This is a genomic window from Leptolyngbya sp. Heron Island J, assembly GCF_000482245.1.
Lineage (GTDB): Bacteria > Cyanobacteriota > Cyanobacteriia > Phormidesmidales > Phormidesmidaceae > Leptothoe.
In genome coordinates this window covers 1-16,696 of record NZ_AWNH01000052.1, presented here as the reverse complement: position 1 = coordinate 16,696, position 16,696 = coordinate 1, and the positions used below count along the sequence as shown (strand labels likewise).

Here is a 16,696-nt window from a genome sequence, read left to right as displayed (position 1 = left end):
TTTGATCCCGCCAATATGATGCTCCACTTCTACTCGAAGACTCGATATGCCCCGATTAATGACTTTCTCGACCTCAGTTAACTCTCCATTACGGGGTTTCTTCTTCGGTTGCACAATGGTCACTCCCTCGGGCTGATATCCTTGAAATCCCGTGTCTTGAAGCAGCGTGCTCCCCTCTGGGAAATGGTAGTCTTCTTCATCGGCTATCTTCTTATCATGCTTCTTGCCGACATAGGTCCTACTCAAGTAAACCACTTTACCTTTGCGCTCATTGATCACAAGATTTTTGACACTATGGGTTTTCTGCTTGCCGCTGTAAAAATCCTTCTGTTTGTCTTTATCCTTGGGACGATTAATCGCACGGTCGGTCCCATCAATCATGAACTCTAAGCTTGGACAGGATGACAGGACGGTTTCCAAGTTGGCAGGGCGTCTTTCGGGTAACTGTTGCTCTTTCCCTAATGCCTCATTAAGGAGCCTCGTGAGGCGATGCACCCATTCATTAGCTTGCGCTTGACTCATGCCGAATAGATAACCCTGGACTTCTTGCGTGGGGTAGATTCGGAAGTATACCAGGATGAACAGTAACTTATCTTCTAGCAGCTTTAGATGGGCTTTGCGACCGGCTCCATAGGCTCGCTTGCGACCGGTTCGCTCGAACGTTTCTGATACAAACTGGTCCCAAGCAATACCGAAACTCGGCAATAATCCCTCAAACTCAGATGGATTCAATCCAGTCAAACTGCGGAGGGTACGAGGCTTATTTTTAAGGGTCTCGTACTGCATTTTCATCGGACCTAACCTGGGTAGCGATAATATCCGCTATTCTAGCGAATATCATTATTTCCGATTAAGTCTATTTGTAGCTCGCCTTATAGGCCCCCTCGTCTAGTAATATCTCAGCAATGGCAAGATAGGCATCAAAATAGATATTAGGATCGTTTTTACTCAGTTTTCGCTTACCAAAAATAGATTTTATGATTGACCGGTGAATAGTCCCAATCATGGCCATTGAAGAGAATGGATAGCCTTTCAAGTATGACCATGCCTCTTTTAGTGCTAGCATCTGCTCTGTTCTTTGACAAAGCTGATTGATATATATTTGTGGACTTATGCCTGTATTACGAATAGCCTGTAACCGTGATTGTAATGATGCCTGTACTTGGGACAGAAGAAAATCAAAACCACAATAGTCACCGTGACCAATGGGGTCACCAAACGCAAAGCGATCGTAGGATGAGCTACTACCTTGAAAATTTTGCAATGCTCTACCCACAGTATCTTTGTGACAAAGTTTGACGAGACTGTGAGCCCAAACAGGGGAGGAGACATTGTCTCTAATAATTGATTGAGTCGATGTAACGTCATGGGCAATTGGAAAAAATGCTTTAAGACATGGAATATCTTCCAATAAAGCGATGTTAATAACTTTAATTGCATGAGATAATGTCCCACCGATCCCAGTGCTACTCAGGGCAAAATCTACACGCTGATATTGTTTATTTGCGTAGGTGTCATTGCTTACTAGTTTGTCAAATATCTCTCTGACAGTGCACTCATAAGTTGTTGGTATTTTGATATAGAATTCAACAACGATTTTAGTGGCTTCTTGGGACGCCAATTCATAATCACTGGGACCGGGTAAGCCGTTGACTAATTCAAAATTAGTTTTTTTATCTAGCCTTTGGAGATCTGAGTTCAATAGTAAAGGATAGGCATTATCAAACTCTAATGCACCCAAATTTCTATCGGCAAATGGTAACGGACCACAGGCTTCCATTGTGACTCGTTTAAGATAAACAGGAAATTGATCGGTTAACCGTTCGTTGTTTACTACGGTTTCTGCTAACTTTGTGACAAAAGCTGGTTGAAGATAATGTCGAATGTAAGGATGTTCAGTAGCGTTATCTGGTAAAAATGCCTGCGTATTACCGCTACGAGCCAGTAAGCGCCGAATTTCTCGCTGAGCCTTAAAGGTGAGTTCTCTACAGGTATCATCTTTACCAAGAGATTTTGGTACTCCTGTGGTGTATCGATATTGTCGTTCCGGTAGGTAGCTGAGGGCACTTTCAACGGTTTCTGTTATTAATGCATCTACTTCGTCAAGGTTGTGTGCAACAAAACCTGTATTGGAAAAGTTAAGACCAACAGCTTCTTTATAGGCTCGAAAAATTAGTTCATAGTTTTCGACGCCGCCTGCGGTTTGCAAAGTTAGTAACATTTGCTGTAAAAGCGTTAGTCCATCACCTATGGGTAGTCCAAGTCGTTGACGTTCTTCAGGGGTTAACTCAATCAATTTGTGCAGAGCAATCAAAATATCTTCGGTAGTCAATACCTTACTGTAAGGTTCTTGATGGTTTTGATAATCAATATTAAGACTATTGCGAAGTTCACTTAGCATGTTCACAACAGTACCTGTTGTTACCGTGCTAGCTCTATCTGAAGTACCCTCCCATACTCTATCCTGACTAAACAGGGCTTTAACAACTTTGCGAAATCCAGATTTTCCAAGACGTTTCTCAATTCCTTGAGCATTAGGCTGATGGTCAACCCTACGGGTCATAGCCAATGAGCCACATAGGTAGTAATACAAATGATAAATGCGCCAACTGTCTGAATCAGGCATAAGCTACGGGAGGGAACCAACTTCGTAAAGAAACCAAGAAATTCTGGCTCTATATCCCTTGATAGCCAAAATTCTCTAGGCGCTAAATTCCCACAAACTTAAACCACCTTTAGTTTCCTAGAACACAATTATAGGGGTAAACAGGTAAGTATGTATAAAACTATACTTAAGTAGTGGTTGCATTAGTCCACTACTTGTGCATATTTACTAGCTCACCATATCCATTGACAGTCTTTGCTGAATATGTAAGCTACTGCAAAATAATTTCAGGGAAACCAACGGGCTCAAACGCAGATTTCCCCGATTTTGTTTCGCAATTGGAGGAATACCCCAAATGTACTGAATATCATACCTGACAATGCGTGTCCTAATAGTGGGTGTGAGAACTCTCTGACGTAAAAATATAGCCCTGTAACGACTCACATGTTTTGGATTGAGTCGATGTTGTTTGCCCTCTTTCGAAGAGGACATCTACTATGGTTCACCAATTAGATCCTGCGCATCCATTACATCCGCATCATCTTGAATGTCCACGGTGTGGGCATCATCAAATCGTTGTTCAAAATGACAACCATTTTATTTGCCTACATTGCAACTGGCAACGTCATGTTTCAGAGGAAGGAGGACCCTTGCCTTGGCCAATCGCTATTATTTTATCGATTCTTCTAGGGGTCTTGCTGCTCTAGGGTCTTTGCTCCTCGTTCCATTGCTTAGCTTACAGTTGCGTAACCTATGACTCTGATGCTGAAGATAATCAGGCTTTCTATTATTTTTGACATTCAGAAGTCCGTGTCTCGTCATCCACATTGTGGATGACATTTTTTTGATGTTCACTGGATAAGCAATATTGTGTAGGCTTTTCTGCAGTTTATGAAGTCATATTCTGAGAGCTATAGGGAGATGATGCGCTAAATACTCAAAATCTAAATTTGAGAACTCGCACAAGCACTTCACCGTTCTTATTTCAAAAATCTCTCGCATTGATTTTTAAAGTCATCCCCGCGAGCCTCAAAGTTGGCATATTGGTCAAAGCTAGCGCAGGCGGGAGAGAGTAAAACAACTTTTGCCCTAAACCCCAGGGCAATCTCTTTGCTGCGCTGAACAGCGTTTTCCATCGTGCCAACATCTTCAAAGCGACCGTAGCCGACATCGATCAAACGCTGACTAAACTGGTCGGCGGCCTCACCAATCAGTAAGACCTGAACAGCTTTTTCTTGGATGCGGTCTAACCAGGTATTGTCATCACCTTCTTTAGGGGCTCCACCGGCAATGAGAATCACAGGGCTGTTGACGGAGCTGAGGCCAACTTCTGCCGCATCGTAGTTGGTCGCTTTACTATCATTGATAAAGTCAACGCCTTCCCAGGTGGTGACATACTCTAACCGATGGGCTACACCGGAAAAGTTTTCAATTGCAGCTGCGATCGCAGCATTCGGAATCTCCGCTAGCTTAGCTGCAGTCACCGCCATCAGCAGATTTTGCAGATTGTGACGCCCTACCATTTTGAGGCTGTCCACCGCCAGGATTCTCTCTCCTTGGTATACCACCCAGCCTTGTTGATCAATGTAAGTGCTAGGCACTAAGGGCGTAATGGCATTGGGGCCGTCTATGCTGGTCCAGTAGCTATTTTCCCAACGGTTGGCCAGAGTCTCACGGAGATAAGGATCATCACCATTCAACACTCGCTTTTCACTACGCTCCAGCAAAGACGCCTTAATAGCATAGTAATTTTCAATGGTTTTATGACGATTGAGATGATCCGGGGTGAACGTGGTCCACACCCCAATTTTAGGTTTAGGACCAATGGCGGCTTCAATTTGATAGCTGCTGAGTTCTGCCAGCACCCAGTCGGGCTCAGGATCTAAGGCAACCTGACAGGCCGCATAGCCAATGTTGCCACAGGCGGGGGCATTGAGCTGAGCCGACTTAAAGATAGCAGCGACTAGTTCAGTGGTGGTGGTTTTACCATTAGTGCCGGTGATGCCCAGCCAGGGCAAATGGCTCAAAGCTCGCCAGGCCAGTTCCATTTCACCGATGGTGCTAATGCCATTTTCCCTGGCCTGTACCAAACTGGGTAAATCCCAGGGGACACCGGGACTCACCACCACCAGATCCATGGGGTCATCTGCTGAGAAATTGTGACCGAGCTGAACGTCAATTCCCTCTGCTGTCAGTGTTTGTTGCTGGGCAACCTGGCGTTCGCCGCTGTTGCGATCGCTCACCACTACCCGCCAACCTTCTTTCTTCAATAACCGAGCGGCTGCCACGCCAGATAATCCTAGGCCGATGACATAGGCAGTGGGCTGCAATTCGGACTGACCTAGCTTGGCTGATTCCATGGTTGATTCCCTGCTACCTCAAGTCAGTAAATGTAGCAGATTAGACGGGGGCGTGGGCAGTGGGCAGTGAAAATTAGGGGCTTAAGAAAACTTGTAACCCTGCTCTAATCAGCTAAATCGTCGCGGTTAAACGTTGCCTTCTTTCACTAGGATATGTGCCCCCAGCACGGATGAAACAGATCGAGGTAGATAAAATTACGGGCGCTGACTCACTAGTCGGTCCCTGGTATCTACTTCATCCGGTTTGGCGCTGCAGCCTATCCCTTAACAATCGCGCCAAAGTCCGCCAGCACCCTAGCATGATTGCGCAGTAGCCCCAGCAGGCTTAGCCGATTTTGACGAATAGCAGCATCGTCGTCCATTACCAATACGCTATTGGGACCATCAAAAAATTCAGCCACTACCGGAGCAGCTTGTTTGAGACCAGCAATGAGCTGTTGATAATTGCGTTCTGCCTGGGCTGCTTCAGTTTGGGGCACCAGCTGCTGCAAACTCTCGTAAAAGGCCGTCTCAGCCGGGGACTGAAACAAATCGGGGGCGACAACGCCAGCTGGGTCCAGGGTAGCGGTATCCAGGTTACCTTTAGTGGCCAGCTTAGAGGCCCGGTTAACAGTTTCGTAAACGCTGGCCAGGGTGCCATCGGTACGGATGCCCTGCAAAAATCGGGCGCGATCGCGAGCATCCAGCAAACCGCTGAGCATGCGCTGGCGATAGTCCAGGTCCCCATCCCCTACAACCGCATTCACCAGGTCATAATCAATCGCTTCATCATCCTGGAGCAAAGTGTGTACCCGCTGGGCAAAAAAGTCTTGTAGCTCGTGGTGTAGTTCATCGCCATTGACCCCCTCACGGTCAGCCGCAAAGCTGGCAATCACCTCTTTGAGTAAAGCACTCAAGTTCAGGTTGAGTTCACCGGCCCAGATAATATGGACCACAGCATTGGCGGCACGGCGCAAAGCAAAGGGGTCAGAGGAACCAGTGGGTTTCATACCCAGGCTAAAAATGCTCACCAGGGTGTCAATGCGGTCGGCAAGGCCCACTACCTGACCCGTTAGTGACGGGGGCACACTATCCCCTGCCCCTTTGGGCAGATAATGCTCAGAGATTGCCGTAGCCACCGCTTCAGGCTCCTGGCTATGGCGAGCATACTTTTCGCCCATGATGCCCTGCAGCTCTGGAAATTCCCCCACCATTTGGGTCACCAAGTCGGCTTTGCACAGCAGCGCTGCCCGGTTGGCCAGCTCGGTTTGGGTCGCATCCAGGTGCAGCTGAGCTGCGATCGCACCTGTCACCGCCACAATCCGATCCACCTTTTGTCGTACTGACCCCAAGCGCTCTTCAAAGGTCACCATTTCTAGCTTAGCCAGATAGTCTGCCAAGGGCTGGGCTCGGTCCGCATTAAAGAAAAACATCCCGTCCGACAGGCGAGCCCGAATCACACGAGCGTTACCCTCGGCAATGATGTCGGACTTAGTCGGGTCGCCGTTAGAAATAGTAATAAAATTAGGCAGCAGGCTATCACCGGACTTGAGCGGGAAATAGCGCTGATGGCTTTCCATTTCAGTAATGGCCACTTCAGACGGCAGTTCTAAAAACTCTTCGTCGTATTTACCCACCACAGCCGTGGGCCATTCCACCAAGTTGATCACCTCATCCAGCAAGTCTGGGTTAACAATAGCATCGCCATTGACCGACTGGGCCGCCTGTTCCACCTGAGCAATAATTTTTTGACGGCGTTCTTCAGGGTCCACATCCACATAGATAGAGCGCATGGCCTCAACATAGCCCGTAGCACGTTTGAGGGTGATCGGTTCCGGGTGCAGCACCCGGTGTCCCTGGGAAATGCGATCGCTCTGACACACCTCAGACCCATTTTCTAACGTGATGGGCAGCACCTGTTCATCCATCAGCGTCACCAGCCAGCGCACCGGACGAGGAAACCTCAGATCACCATCTCCCCAGCGCATAAAGCGCTTGCCGTCTAACCCCAGAATCCACTGAGGAATCAGCTCAGTCAGAATTTCAGTCGCCGCTCGACCCGCAATTTTTTGGGTAACAAAGACAAACTCACCCTTCTTTGTTTCACGAATTTCAAAATCATCAATACTCACCCCACGGGAGCGCGCAAACCCTTCAGCCGCCTTGGTCGGCTTACCCTCCTTAAACGCTGCTTTTACCGACGGACCTTTCGCTTCTTCCTCACGGTCCGGCTGTCGCTCCGGGATACCGTTGAGCACCAGGGCCAATCGTCGGGGAGTGCCATAGCACTCAATGGTCTCTGGTGTGAGCAGCTGTTCCTTTAGAGCCGCTGGAATGGTTACTTTCCACTGCTGCAGGGCATCGCTCACAAAACTAGCTGGGAGGTCTTCGGTACCGACTTCAAGTAAGAAGGTCGCCATGGGTGCGCTAAAAAGGTTGGGTCAAAACCTTAGTATTATGGCAGGAATAAGGATCGGTGGAACGTTGACTTCGGCTAGGCTGAGTCAACGGCGGCTAGGCTCAATCACCATCGGCTAGGCTGAGTCAACGGCGGCTACGCTGGGTTTGGCTTTGCTCAACCAGTTACTTATTCAGAATTGAAGAGTGAGCGGAGTCGAGGGGTGAGCGGAGTCGAACCCCGGCGCTGTTATCAATCAGGAAACTTATCTGAACACAATTCTCCACCAACGCCCCAGTTTTCCTTTTTCACATCTTCAATTACCACATAGATAGACTGTTCACTACAGCCAGCAATGCGTGCCGTCTCTCGGGTCAGCACCTCTACCAGCTCTCGTTTTTGTTCAACGGTTCTACCGGGCAAAATTTCAACACGAATGATAGGCATAGGGAGCAAGCAACAGTAGCATCGGCTAATGCCCAATCCTACCTGGTTGCTGGTCTTTTACTGACTTGTTTAAGCAATTGCCAATAATTGAGCTTACATGCCTAAGTTCCGGCTGTTTGCAGGCTAAATCCTAGAAGCACAAACTATTGCTTGGCTGCCGCGAGCTGGGCTTCTAGGGCCAACCAATCCTCATCGGTCGAGGCCTCCCAAACAGTTGCATCTTCCTTCAGATCCTTGTTAAAGGGTTGAACGGCCTGGTCTATTTGGTGATGATGCAGTAGAAACTCGACAAAATCTAACACTTGCTGCTGGGTTTGTAGGGGCAGCTGATTGAGTCGTTTAGCGATCGCATCGGTCAGGGTTTTGGACTGACAGGTTTGGACTGAATTGAGGGGAAAGCTGCTCATGGGGAACTCCACTGATTGGTAGATGTCGATTGGCTGTAGGTCAGCCAACAAACGGGACTGCCGGTGCCTGCTATCAGGCGATTAATACTGAAGACGTGACCAGGCTAGGGGATCGTTCCTGGAATTTATCGACTGGTTGATTGTTTGCGCTTGAGTAAAATCAGACCAGCTGCGATCGCAGCCATCCCAATCACAGATCCCGGCTCAGGCACCGAGACAGAATTGAGTGGATTAGACGGATCGCTGAGAGCATCCTGACCATCTTCCACTTCGCGGTCAAAGCGGTCAGCCGCTGCTTCAGCCTGGCGCAATAGCTCTCGCTGACGGTCGTTAACCAGCACCAGCATGGACGAGTAAGGCGTCACAATTTGGGTCCGTTTAGCCACAGCGTGCACAGCATCCAAATTTTCTATTTGGGTCATATCTGCTGTCCGGCTACGGTGCAAAATCATCTGACGCGCAGCTACAGGAGCAAAGTCATCAGCCTGAGCCGTGCCATCATTGGCAGTAATGGACCATTCATAGCCATCAATGACATTGTTATCTAGACGCTGCAGCACAGCAGTAATCTCTGTGGCCACACCGCCACCACTGGCCTGGATCGCCTCTAATAAGGTGTCGTCATAAGCGGCAGGCAGCTGATTATTCATATGCACCAGCCACAGCGGAGCCGACAGTTCCGGTAGTTCAATCTCTGCTTCGGTCAGCTCGTAGCTGCCCGCATCGGTTAGCAATAAAATTGCATCATAGGGTTTAGGCCACTGCTGTTGAGAAAACTGTTGCAGCATCTCAGCCGGTTGCAAACTCCCATAGGGCACCACCGGGTCAAAGGCATTCAGATCGCTGCTGGGAGATAAACTCTCGCCTGTTGCTGTTGCCAGATAAATATCTACAGTGTTCTGGGGTTGGATTGTTTCTAGCTGTTGCAGCGCTTCACCATAGGCCCCATTATCCATACTGTAGGAAGTATCCAGGATAGCGGCGATGGTTTTGCCACTGGGTACTGCAGTCTGAGCCACAGGGGTAGCCGTTACCTGATACCCTTCATCCAGCTGAACTTGGTGAGTCGTTGGTTTTGCTTTTTTCTGAGCCTGAATTGTCGGCTCAAACCAGGTATCTTCAGATCCGGCAACAGTTTTGCCTCGACGCTGATGAACAGTGGTGTCATTCCAGAAAATGTTTCGCTTTTCAGTCAGCTGGGGCAGCGGCCAGGCACCGTTTTGCTGCGGCACTTGATAGGTCATCCATAGATGGAGTTTGCCCGGTTCTTTCGTTGAGACAGCGGCAGGAATCGGAAAGACACGCAGGCGATACTGTTGGGGACCAACCTGTTCTAGCAAGGCCGGATCTTCCGCTCGTTGAGTTTCGGCCCGTTCAATTTCACCTTTATACACCTGTTGGGCGGCACCACGGGGCGATACCGTAAAGGGAAAACGCAACCCGTCTGGGGTTTCTCCTAGCCACAGACCGGTAATGGTGGCACTCTCTGGCAGAGAGAAGCTATAAAAAATCTCCTGAGGGTCTGCCGTTTTGTTTTCGTACTGTTCGTAAATTTCTAACTCCGCCCAGTCGCCGTTTTCTGCAACGGTCACTGTCTGTTCTGCCAGGCGAATCACCTTTTGGTCCAGGTTAAGCACACCAGCCTGCATTTCGTCACGGTTAGCGGTAGCCTGCAGCGACTGACGAATTGTAGCGCGTTCTGCCTTTTGGATAGGAGTATCAAAAAAGCTGGCGTAGAGAGTTTCTGCCTTGTCATCATCGTTGCGATCGCCCTTATACAAAAACGGCGACAGTAGGCCATTATGAATATCCTGGAACACCTGGGCGTCGGCTTCTGGCATATTAAAAACCGCCTTATACATCTCCCTGAGCTGATTACTTTCTTCAGCAGTGCCAAGATAGCGATAGCGAAAAAGATAGCCATGGACTAACCCCTTGCGAATCGTTTCCGATTGTTTGACCAAAGCCAATCGATCAGCCGACGTTTGAGGTGCAGGCCCTTCTAGCAAACTAAACGCCTTAGCCTGGGGCTGATGGAGTTGCAATAGCCCAAATAGCACACAGCTAAGCCCAACAACAACGCCCGTCGTCGTCCAACCATGCCCATGCTGTTTAGCGAACGCTCTGCGGATACGATGCCACGAACGCAGGTAGAAATTAACCATCACGTAGGGCATCGAAACCAGTACTACGGCGCTCAAACCCCACAGGACGATAAAGAAAAGACCAATGATGATCTGCTGAGGATATCTGAACATCCGACCGATGTCTTGCAGAAACACCCCCCAGTCGAAATTTAAAAGTCCAGTGATGGTGCCATAGACCATGACGCATAAAGCAGGCACCGTATAGAGCAGTAATAGTGCGCCTGCATAGAGGCCAGTGACCAGCATCAGACTGTGGCCAATCATTTGCACCCAGGCCAGTCGAGGTCGATACGCCGCATAGCCCGCCAGGGTTTCAATGGCAAATATGGCAATAGCTGCCAGCACCGTCAGCAGAATATGGGCACTGGCAGGCGTAGTTTCCCGAATTAGAAATAGTCGCAGCAGACAGAGGCCAAACAGCGGTACCTCCACACCGTAAAACAGCCGCATCAGCAGAATCGGATGTTTACGCAGCCATTTACCCCCTACCACTGCACAGATTAACGGCACCGTCAGCATGCCCAGAATACTGGCCACGAAGGCTGGCGGAATCATACCCAGGCGGGCCGCTTCGAGAATAGGCAGCCCCGCCACTGGCAACAGCCAAAAGTAAACCAGGCCAATAAAGGCAATGTTCCAGGTCCAGAAAATGGCATGGGAGAGCCAGTGGAGCGCAGTTTTCATAGGTGAAGTAATGAATAACGCAGACTGCGTGGTGTGACACAGGCCGACTAGGGGCGTTTACGAGTGAGATGGAGAAACTTCATGGGAATTTCATATACCGTTGGTAATCTCCTGAGGGGAACAACGAAGGAGACTACTAATGTATACACATAATAAGTCAAAGAACGGTTTGAGCTCTCTGACCCACTCTGCGAGAAGAGCAAAGTCCTACATCCCCCAACCCCTTTTCCCTGATAGAGAAGGCGCGTAGCCTCAAAGTCCTTCTCCCCCAGGGAGAAGGATTTAGGATGAGGGCAAATACAGCGTCTGGAAATACTTTTCAGGTTAGATCCCTAGATGTGTATACACCGTAGACCCTGAGGAGAGGGGTGAGGTGATCCCTGAGCCTATGTGAGCGGCACCTGGAATTATTTCCGTTAAATAAAGAAATCTTGTGGTGTGAGACTGTTTTGAGGGCGGTGTGGGTTTCGATCGCTTACGTTAGTAACCGAAACCCACACCGCAAAATTCTACTGGGAACGGAAAGGTCGTCGTAGAGTTCCTGATGTAATTGCTTGGTCAAGCCAGGATTTGATCCCAGATTGGTTAGCAACCTACGTACTTTAACAAGTACTTACATTGCACTATGCCGGATCGAGGCCATGGGCTTATGTGTCCATTGGCTAGTCTAAAATGTTGATCTTGAGGTATAAGTCGTCGTAAACGCAGATATCGTTACGTATTGCAGTTTGTTTACCCCCCTTTGCCATCTAAGAAAAAGCTGGCTATGGTCTAGGCAGTTCCTGTAATCAAAAATTTTTGATGACTAATCTGAAAGGGTTTTGGCAGTTCCTAAATACGGATGTAAAGGATATTCCGTGGGGTGAACTGGCCGACAAGGGTGTTGAAGCGGTTAGTGCTAGCAATGATTTAGGTGAACAGTGGGAAGAACATAAATCTGACCTGAATCAGCTAGCGCCCTATTTTGAGAAGGTAGAACCCTTTTTTAAGGTGCTGAATGACCCTGATGCTCAGATGGTGATTACAGGGTTACCGTTTGTGTCTGTTGGTATTGGTCTGCTAAGGATCTATCTGAACCTGAGTAAAACTGAACCCACTTTTGAAAGCTCTGTGGTGTTGGTGGCACAGCTCGCGTATTTACAGAGCTTAGAAGCAGTATTAGAGCAAATTACCGATACCGCAATTACTGAAAAACTAAGGGTCTTCCGGAATTTCCGTAACACCCACTACATCTAGTGGGTGTTACGTGTAGCTAAATCTCTCATACCCATTGATGTCGAGTGTGAGCCGTTGGAAAATCCGATCCACATCAAAGATGCCATAGCAGCGTCGCTTGAGAACCTTCACTCGGTTATTGAAGCCCTCCACAAAGCCGCTTGACCATCCTTCTAGAAAGTAGTTTGTGATTTTGTCGAGCCAGGTGTCCACAGTTCCCAAGAAACTCTCAAATTCATCGAGTCCGCTTTTGCGCACGCGTTTGCACCAGGCCCGGATAGCACACTTCGCACCCACCTTCGTGTAATCTCTCTCAAAGATCTCGGTTAATTCCTCTCGCAGGGTGTAGGCTTTCTCCAGCTTCGGTGAGTACGTGAACAGACGTTCAAGCAGTGCCCGCTCATCGTCATTGAGATCGTCAGACGCTTTGCGGAATGGCCACATCGCTCCCTTAATCTGCTGGTACTCTGCAGTTGATAATTCCTGTTTCAATCGTTTGACTTCATGTTTACGAACCGTGTCAGCGCAGCCACGATAGGCTTGGGTCACATGGAAACGGTCGACTACAATTTTGGCCGCTGGTAGCTGTTCTTCAGCTGCCGCCACAAATCCTTGATACATATCGGTGCACACTCGCTGAATACTGCCTTTGAGCCGACTTGGAATTGAGCTGAAGAAGTTGACTACGGTCTGCTTCTTGCGGTCAGCAAGGATAGCAATGATCTCAACCCCACTAGGCATTAAGGGCACGCTGACCAGGGTAATATAGTCGCGATGGCCTCGCTTGAGGGCCATCTCATCGATCCCCACCACCTCAATCTGGTCAAACTCATCCCAGTTCACCTGGGAGGGAACCCAACGCTTCAGGACACCCGCGACGGTCTCTTCACTGATAGTCAGCTTTCTAGCGACGTCTGCAACTGTCGAGTTGATTAGCATACGGAGTAACCACTGTTCATAAGGCTTGGTGTTGGGACTCCGTAACTCATGCCAACTCAGTTGTTGGGTGGTGGTGGGCATCCCCTCGCAGAATGGACAGCGGTAGCGCTTAGGGCAAAATTCAATAAAAACAGGCGTTTCAAACAGAGGGAGGTGACGTAGCCGGATGGCAGATTCAACGCCATGGCAGTGCGTGATCTGTCGGCCACATTGATGACACTGGGTCCCGTTCAGGGTACTCTCGACCCGAATTAGCCAAGCACCCTGGTCAGTCTTGGACACATCTAGGACACGTACGTCCGGTAGGTCAAGAGGGATACGAATAGAGTTATCCATAGTCAGCCTCCACAGAATCGACCACCTCAATCATCTCACAGGTGTCATTCTCTCATCCGTAACGCTAGATATAGTAGTCGACCACGGCAGTTCCGGAAGAGCCAAAACTAAAAACGGTTTCTCTGAAAAAACTGTTGGAGAAGCAGATTAGCCGATTAGACAATGACAAACTGACCTCCAGCGAGCTAAAAATTGTCACCAGTCGATTTAGGGAGGCAAAACTGGCTGAACAGTTTGGTAAAGCTCTCACAGAACAGCTACAGCAAACTGGTTTAGATAAAACTGTAGTAGATAAACTGACCGAACAGGTGAGCTGGGGTACCCATCGATATTTATATCAAGCCATCGCTGAAGCAGGTGATAATGTGGAACCCTTGGCTGAGTTTTATCGTACAGGTGGCCAGCAGGAACAAGATCGCTACGTCAGTATTGAGGCTTATCTGAAGAACAATATTTTGCCGTTGCCCACAGAACAGGTATTTGATGAGAGTGCTCCACTGATAACGTTTCAAGATATATACGTGCCTCTCAATGTACAACCTCTTACTCAATCAGGGGAGAGAAAAGAAAATACAGATCCTATTAATATTCATAATTGGGCACAAGAGATTTTAGGACGGTCTAGCCCACATAAAGTTATGTTTATAGAGGGAGATGCCGGACGAGGAAAGTCAGTCTTTTGTCGCATGTTCGCAGCTGAGATATGCCAAACCCATGCATTTTCCTACATTCCACTGTTTATCCAACTGCGTAGCCTACGGGCAATAGAAAATACTCTAACAGAGACATTGGAAAACTGTCCTGATTTAGAGCCTGTTGAATTTGTGGGCGCAGAAGGTTGGCTTAAGGATAAAAATATCCGGTTTTTGATCATTCTAGATGGTTTTGACGAGCTGTTACTCCAGGGACGCGCCAGCGGAGGATTGCAAGAATTTCTACAGCAAGTATCGGACTTCCAGGAGCGAAGCCATCATCAGTGTCTAGTCACAGGCAGACCATTAGCATTACAGGGTATAGAGCAGCGCATCACCCAAAACAAAAATCTCGAGCGAGTCAAGCTTGAGCCGATGAATGATGAAATGCGACAACAATGGATGAATCGATGGCGGTCATTTTTTGGTGACGTGGAAGTAAACCGGTTTCAAAAGTTTTTACAAGCATGTCCCAAAGAAATTGCTAATAAACTCGCTCGAGAGCCTCTTTTGATTTATTTACTAGCACGCTTACATCGTGAAGGGCAATTGACTAGTAATATGTTCGTGACTGCCAAACAAGAAAGTCGATCAAAACTTCGAATATATCAAGAATCAGTAAAATGGGTTTTAGAAAAACAACGTCAAGATGAAAACTTACGATTATCTGGCTTGGATGATGCAGAGGACTTGCGGGAGATTTTACAAGAAGCTGCCTTGTGTGTGATTCAGTCAGGAAATGAAACTGCTCAATTAACAATGTTAAAAGCACGCTTCCGAGATACTTCGAATCCAGTAGCTAGTTTACTCCAGGCCGCTCAAAAAAATACTAGACAAACAGAAGATAAGGTATTGAACAACCTATTGACTACCTTTTATCTGCGGCCTGGAGAAGATGATAAAAGAGGAGCAGTAGAGTTTGCTCATAAAAGTTTTAGTGAATACCTATTTGCAGAACGGTTAATATCAACGGTAAAAGACTGGATAGAGGTAGATCGTAGAAAACGAGATCGACTAGATGATCAAACTGTTCATGCTCAAATTTATGATCTATTAGGCTTTGACGGTCTCAGTACAGAGATCATCGAATATCTGTTTGAGCTTTTAGAAGATAACAACCTTGATCAAAGCAGAGTCTTTAATCGCCTCTATACCTTTTATAAACAATGGTATGAGGATAGTTTTCTCAATCAGGCTCCTACAGAAAATTCTCCACAGAAAAAGCTCCTACAACTAAAAGGACAAAATATTCCTATTGGGCTCAAGCAAATCAATGTCTCGGCTGGGCTGAATATTTTAATTATACTATTCAAGCTTCATGCCATTGCTCAAGCCGAAAGCTCTTCAAAATTTCCTGCAGATAATCCCAACAATGCCTTTTGCTTTCATCCTTGTGAAGAGTCAGAGATAGAGCAGTTTGATGGTAACCAGCTCCTCAAAATCATCCATTACTCAGACTCTCTAGATGTTGGTACATTCTCCAAAATCGTCGGACCTCATTTAGCCAATGCCAATCTCACCAATGCTAACCTTACGAACGCCAATCTCACGAACGCCAATCTTACGAACGCCAATCTCTCGAACGCTAACCTCTCCAACGCCAATCTCACCAATGCTAACCTTACGAACGCCAATCTCACGAACGCTAACCTCTCCAACGCTAACCTCTCCAGAGCCAATCTTGATAAGGCTAATCTCTCGACTGCGAATCTCTCGAGTACAAATCTGTTAAGTGCAAACCTCTCCAGAGCCAACCTTGTTAAGGCTGATTCGAGAGCGCCATTCTAGATAGTGCCAATCTCAACACGGCCAATCTTAGTGCTGCAAATCTTGACAGGGCGACTCTTTCTGGAGCTACTCTTTCTGGAGCTACTCTTTCTGGAGCTACTCTTTCTGGAGCTACTCTCAGAAGCACTAACCTCGATAGAGCTACTCTCAACAGCTCAAGCCTTGATAATGCCAAACTTGATAGAGCTACTCTCTATTGTGCCAATCTTTCCAGGGTCAATCTCTCTAGAGCTCGCCTTCCAAGTGCAAATCTCTCTGGTGCCAGTCTTTACAGTGCTAACCTTTCGCATTCCAACCTTTATGGTGCTAACCTACCCCATGCTATTCTCTCTAGTGCAAATCTCTCCGGTGCCATTCTTTCTAGCGCTATTCTTTCTAACGCAAGCCTAGATGGTGCCAACCTCTCTAGAGCCACACTCTTTAGTGCTATTCTCGTAAATGCGAGCCTAGATAACGCCACACTCTCTAGGGCTATGTTATCTAGAGCTAATCTTTCCGAGGCTATTCTCAATAATGTTAGCTTTTCAAGCGCGAATCTGTCTAGAGTAAACCTCTCTAGCGCTCTTTAATGACTCTAGCAGTATAAAATAGGAGTAGCTATCGGCCCAAGTTGGTCAAACCGTACTCATGGTGACACCCCGAGCTGCTCAACCTACCGTCAAATTTATCGATGACTACTGCGAGTCCTATCGAGACCTG

At 47.7% G+C, this 16,696-nt stretch carries 11 protein-coding genes; 3 read left to right on the top strand and 8 right to left on the bottom strand.

The genetic code is table 11. From position 1 onward, the window contains the following. The 7 genes from N836_RS54490 to N836_RS54460 form a co-directional block, all read right to left on the bottom strand. Positions 1-792 (bottom strand): transposase family protein (locus tag N836_RS54490; protein ID WP_023073280.1); only part of this gene is annotated, 792 nt, incomplete at its 3' end. 64 nt (positions 793-856) lie between these two features. Continuing rightward, positions 857-2,626, bottom strand: a complete 1,770-nt coding sequence (locus tag N836_RS54485) for a hypothetical protein (protein ID WP_023073279.1) — start codon at positions 2,624-2,626, stop codon at positions 857-859. A gap of 959 nt (positions 2,627-3,585) precedes the next feature. After that, positions 3,586-4,965 carry a UDP-N-acetylmuramoyl-L-alanine--D-glutamate ligase gene (gene murD / locus N836_RS54480; protein ID WP_023073278.1) on the bottom strand — a complete coding sequence of 460 codons (1,380 nt, stop codon included), beginning with the start codon at positions 4,963-4,965 and terminating at the stop codon, positions 3,586-3,588. A gap of 257 nt (positions 4,966-5,222) precedes the next feature. Beyond that, positions 5,223-7,364 carry a glycine--tRNA ligase subunit beta gene (gene glyS, locus N836_RS54475; protein ID WP_023073277.1) on the bottom strand — a complete coding sequence of 714 codons (2,142 nt, stop codon included), beginning with the start codon at positions 7,362-7,364 and terminating at the stop codon, positions 5,223-5,225. 230 nt (positions 7,365-7,594) lie between these two features. Then, positions 7,595-7,789: a 4-oxalocrotonate tautomerase gene (locus N836_RS54470; protein ID WP_023073276.1), complete on the bottom strand. Its 195-nt coding sequence runs from the start codon at positions 7,787-7,789 to the stop codon at positions 7,595-7,597. A 143-nt stretch (positions 7,790-7,932) separates the two neighbouring features. Continuing rightward, positions 7,933-8,196 carry a hypothetical protein gene (locus N836_RS54465; protein WP_152532150.1) on the bottom strand — a complete coding sequence of 88 codons (264 nt, stop codon included), beginning with the start codon at positions 8,194-8,196 and terminating at the stop codon, positions 7,933-7,935. Between the two features lie 125 nt (positions 8,197-8,321). Further along, a complete protein-coding gene (locus N836_RS54460) occupies positions 8,322-11,027 on the bottom strand; it encodes a TIGR02921 family PEP-CTERM protein (protein ID WP_023073274.1) in 2,706 nt (901 codons plus the stop codon). Positions 11,028-11,828: 801 nt separating this feature from the next. Here N836_RS54460 and N836_RS54455 point away from each other — a divergent pair. Further along, positions 11,829-12,263: a hypothetical protein gene (locus tag N836_RS54455; RefSeq protein ID WP_023073273.1), complete on the top strand. Its 435-nt coding sequence runs from the start codon at positions 11,829-11,831 to the stop codon at positions 12,261-12,263. A gap of 6 nt (positions 12,264-12,269) precedes the next feature. Here the strand turns inward: N836_RS54455 and N836_RS54450 are convergent, their stop codons facing one another. Next, positions 12,270-13,517 (bottom strand): ISL3 family transposase, encoded by a 1,248-nt coding sequence (locus N836_RS54450; RefSeq protein ID WP_023073272.1) that lies wholly within the window; start codon positions 13,515-13,517, stop codon positions 12,270-12,272. A gap of 134 nt (positions 13,518-13,651) precedes the next feature. On the opposite strand from N836_RS54450, the gene N836_RS73405 reads away from it, so the two are divergent. Together N836_RS73405 and N836_RS74650 are read left to right on the top strand one after the other, a co-directional pair. Next, the gene (locus tag N836_RS73405; RefSeq protein ID WP_023073271.1) at positions 13,652-15,997 is read left to right on the top strand and encodes a pentapeptide repeat-containing protein; all 2,346 of its coding nucleotides are present in this window, start codon (positions 13,652-13,654) and stop codon (positions 15,995-15,997) included. Beyond that, entirely contained in the window at positions 15,991-16,566 is a 576-nt protein-coding gene (locus N836_RS74650; RefSeq protein ID WP_081716879.1) for a pentapeptide repeat-containing protein, read from the top strand. Before N836_RS73405 ends, N836_RS74650 begins: the two co-directional genes overlap by 7 nt. Positions 16,567-16,696 lie beyond the last annotated feature (130 nt).